3 protein-coding genes are annotated in these 4,365 nt (G+C 66.3%); all 3 read right to left on the bottom strand.

Annotated elements, in window-relative coordinates; all coding sequences use genetic code 11:
* The coding region (locus AC1D2K_RS30750; RefSeq protein ID WP_478093727.1) for a galactose oxidase-like domain-containing protein at window positions 1-1,508 on the bottom strand (1,508 nt) is incomplete at its 3' end.
* A gap of 551 nt (window positions 1,509-2,059) precedes the next feature.
* Window positions 2,060-3,376 carry a M16 family metallopeptidase gene (locus AC1D2K_RS30745; RefSeq protein WP_478093726.1) on the bottom strand — a complete coding sequence of 439 codons (1,317 nt, stop codon included), beginning with the start codon at window positions 3,374-3,376 and terminating at the stop codon, window positions 2,060-2,062.
* A gap of 195 nt (window positions 3,377-3,571) precedes the next feature.
* The coding region (locus AC1D2K_RS30740; RefSeq protein ID WP_478093724.1) for an ABC transporter ATP-binding protein at window positions 3,572-4,365 on the bottom strand (794 nt) is incomplete at its 5' end.

Below are 4,365 nucleotides of genomic sequence, written 5' to 3'. Positions count from 1 at the left end.
CCGTTGGGAAGGGCGTTCGGGCTCTCGTTGAACTGGATGTTGACGTTCGTGTCGCCGGGCGCCTGCGTGAACGGCAGTTCCAGGAAACTCTGCCCGAAGTTGATCGAGTGCGTCACGGAGCCCGTATGCACTAGCGTGACGCGCTGGATCGGCAGGGACGACGCAACCGTGATTCCGACGCTGGAGCCCAGATTCACCTGGGCCGGCGCCGTGTTGATGATCGGGCGCGTAGCGGGTTGGCCGGTACTGTCGAACAGATAGGGCGGCGAATAGACCTCTGCATTGAGGTTCACGACGGGGCCGGGCGAGCCGCCGCCCGCCGATAGCACCGTGGCGTCGGGAAGCAGCAGCGCGTTCGAGTGGTATAGGCGCGGCTTCTGCGCCGCCGCGCCGACAGTCCACTGATTCGTGCCCGGATCCCAGATCATGGCTTTGAAGGCGGTGTCGACCAGTTGGTTGTCCGTCGCGGAGCCGCCGGTGACCAGCACCTTGCCGTCCGGCAGCACGGTTGCGGTGCCCCAGACGCGGTTCGCTCCCGGCCCTGTCACGGCCGTAGCCACGGGCGTGTCGCCGTTGACGTTGAGCACCACCGCGGTGCCGTCGTCCGCTATCAGGAGGACCTTGCCGCGGTCGTAGACGGCCCACGGCAACATCCAGTTGATCGTCTTCGGCAGCGTTCCGATCTGCGTCATGCTTTGCGTGCCGATGTCGATGCTGTACAGCTTGTCTGCACTGGCGACCAGCACCTTTCCATTCGGGGCCAGGAAGGCGCGCGGATATACAAAGTCGGCTGGCCAGCTCGTGATCCCCGCGAGGCGCGTCCAGCTGCCTGGCCCCTGCGCCGGCGTGTAGATCTCGGGGATGGGCGAGCCCGAGCCCGTGATGTCGACGCCGGCGAGCGTCAGCACCCGCCCGTTGGCCAGGGGGACTACCGTGGCGTACCAGCGCGCAAAAGACATCGGCGGACCGGCAGTGATCTGGTTGTTGGACGGATCGAAGAGATTGACGTCCGGCACTCCGAAGTTGACGCGGTTCGGGTCGACCCCCCGGCTGTCGCCACCGGCCAGCAGCACCCGTCCCGCAGGCAGCACCGTTTGCGCCGAGCAAAACATATCGGTGACGGGGGTGACCGTCTTCAGAAACAGGCTGTGCGCGTTGGTGGCCGGCGTCCACACGTCATAACACATGGCACCCTGACACAGAGCACCCTGCGCACCGCTCTGGTCGCTGCCATAGCTCATCACCTTGCCGTCGGGCGTCAACACCATATGGATGGCGTTGATCGGCCAGGTCGTGGACACCGACCATTGGCCGACGCTGTTGGGCGCGGGCGCGGGCGCGGGCGCGGGCGCGGGCGCGACGGCCGCTGCCCCGCTGGGCTGCACGCTGCCGTTCGTCGTGCTGGGCAGCAGCCTGCCGGTCGTGCTTCCGCGGTCGATGGGTGCCGGATGGTCTTTTTCGTTCGCTCTTTGCGCGGCGATCTCGGCGGGCGTCGTGACCTTGTGCAATGCGCTCTTCGGCGGGGGCGCTGGCTCGATGGGCGGCAACGGGGAGGCGGCTCCTGCCTCAGTGATCGACGCCGCGGCGGCGGGGGCGCCGGCTACCGCGCCGGTACCCGTAGCGGTCGCGGATTCTTGGGGGCCCGTACCGACAGCCGAGGTGCCGGTGACCCCGCTGCCGTCGCCTCCGCAAGCTGCCAATGCCAAGGGGACGCACACGGCAACCCATCTGAACTCAGGGAGATCGACCGGATGGGTGCGCATGGCATGACCTCAGACATGAGGACTTTAGAATTATCGCAATTGAGTCCGTCTTCGCGCATCAAGCGCCGATTCGTAAAACGATACAACTGAAACTTATTGTTCGTCGCCGCTGCGGCGGCTGATCGCGTCAAATCCCCTGTCGCTCGTCTCAATCCGTTTGCTTCAGCGCTCGCCGCAAGGCATCGCGCAGCTGCAGGATTGTTGCCAGCTCCGAGTAGGCTACGCCCGAGCGCCAGTGCCCGAATCCCCAATTCTGTGGGCGCGATGCCGTTCAGTTGCCCGCAGGCAGAACGGCGTCAGGCAGCCAGGCGCGCTGCCAGCTGCCGCGCGGTTCGCGCGCTGGCGCCCTTGCCGGTCATCGCCAGCGCCGGGGGGTTGGCCAGCATCCGCTCGAAGACCGCCCGCACTTCTTCCGCGCCGATGTCGTCGATCATCGCCATCGCTTCGGCCATCGGCGTCACGGTCCCGCTGGCGAAGAGTTCTTCGACGGCCTGCTCCATCGTTGCGTAGGTCCCTTCCGCTGCGCGCACGCGGGACACGATCAGCTGGTTCTTCGCCCGCTCCAGGTGCACCGGATCGATGGTGGTGGCCTGCGCACGCAGCAGGCCGCCCGTCGCCGTCACGAGCGCATCCAGCTTGTCCGGGGTCGTGACCGCATGCACCACGAAGTTGGCCCAGACGTCCCCGCTGTCCATCGTGGAATCGGCCGTGTAGGCCAGGCCGAGCCGCTCCCGGACGGTGTCGACCAGGGGCGCCGACATCCCGCCTCCAAACAGGTTGGCCGCCAGCGTTGCCGCAAGGCGCCAGCGCTGCTGCGACATCTCCTCCTGCCGCGCGGGCGCCAGCGGGTAGGCGATGTTCAGGAATACCTGCGACACCTGTGTGAAGCGCCGGGCCATGGCATGACCGACGAACTTCGCGGGCGCCGGCTGTCGCGACACGGGCAAGTCGGCCGACGCGGGCATCGCTGCAAAGAGTTCCCCGGCGAGCGCCACCCAGGCTTCGACGTCGAAGTTCCCGGCCGCCGCGACGACGGTCTTTTCCGCGACGTAGTGGGACTGCACGTGGCGGACCAGGTCGTTCCGGGTAAAGCCTTCGATGTTGCCGACGGTGCCGATCACCGGCATGCCCATCGGGTCGTCGCCCCAGATCGCGCGGTCGAGCAATTCGCTGGAGCTGTCCAGCGGATCCTCCTCGTACTCGATGGCCTCCTGGCGGATCACTTCCAGCTCGCGCTGCAGTTCACTGTCGGGAAATGTGCTGTTCAAGACGATGTCGGCCGTCATGCGCAGCAGCTGCTCCGCGTGCCGGCCCAGGCCGGTCATGAAGTAGCCGGTGGTGTCCTTGCCGGTGAACGCGTTGACGTCCGCTCCCAGCCGCTCCGCATCCATGTTGATGGCCTGAACGGAGCGGGTGGTGGTCCCCTTGAACGCCATGTGCTCCAGCACATGGCCGATGCCGTTGGTCACCGGCGTCTCGTCGCGGGAGCCGACACGCAGGTACACGCCCACACTGGCGCTCTGCACATGGGGAATGTGAATGGCGAGCAGCCTCACCCCGTTTGGAAGCGTGTGGAGGACCGTGGTGGTGCGCTCCGCCTGCAGTTGGACCATGGGTCAGCGGCCTTCCGGCTGTTGCAGCCTGACGCCGATGTCTGCCGAGATGCGCTTGCCTTGAGTCATGGGTGCATTGTCGCTGCGCCCGCAGGAGAAGGACGACGACGGCATCCCGCTGCTGCACCCCGTGGGCTGCTGCCGGTTTCAAAGACACCTTGTCAAGGTCCGGCTGGCCGTGCCTTGCGGTTGAAATCAGGAATCGGTCGACCGGGCGCCGAGAAACAGGCGTCCGACGTCCGGATTTTCAAGCAGTTCGGCGCCCGTGCCCGCCATGGCCACCGACCCCGAAACCAGCGCGTAGCCGATGTCGGCGAATTGCAGGCCCTTCTTCGCGTTCTGCTCGACGATGATGATGGCTTTGCCTTCGTTGCGTTGCAGGTCGGACAGGATTTCAAACACCATGTCGATGAAGCGCGGCTCCAGCCCGATCGAAGGCTCGTCCACCAGCAAGATGCTCGGATTCATCACCAGCGCACGCGAGATTTCGAGCAGGCGCCGCTCTCCGCCCGATAGCACGCGCGCCGGCTGGCGGCGGCGATGGGCCAGGTTGGGGTACTTCGCAAACACGCGTTCGACGGCTTCCCTGGCCTGGTCGGGATGCGCCAGCAGAAAGCCTCCCATCAGGAGGTTTTCCTCCACCGACATGTCGGGGAACACCGAGTTGTCCTGAAGGACGTAGGCGATGCCGGAATGCTTGAGCTTCTGGTTCGGCGGCAAGCGCGTGACGTCCTCGCCGTTGACGCGGATGCTGCCGCCGGTGATGCGCGTGAAGCCGTAGATGGAATGCAGCACCGTGGATTTACCGGCGCCGTTGGGGCCGATCATGCACAGCGACTGACCGGCGGCCACCTGCAGGTTCACGCCGTGGAGAACCTCCATCTTGCCGTAGCCCGCATGGAGGCTCTCGACAGACAGCTGCGGCTTGCCGCCGGCCAGCTCGGCGATGCGCTCGCGCGAAGGCCCCTCGCCGACCAGGAGCGCAGCCT

The sequence above is a fragment of the Variovorax sp. P1_H12_2 genome (assembly GCF_056405335.1).
The sequence above is the reverse complement of the archived record's forward strand: the minus strand, read 5'-3'. Positions and strand labels throughout refer to the sequence as shown.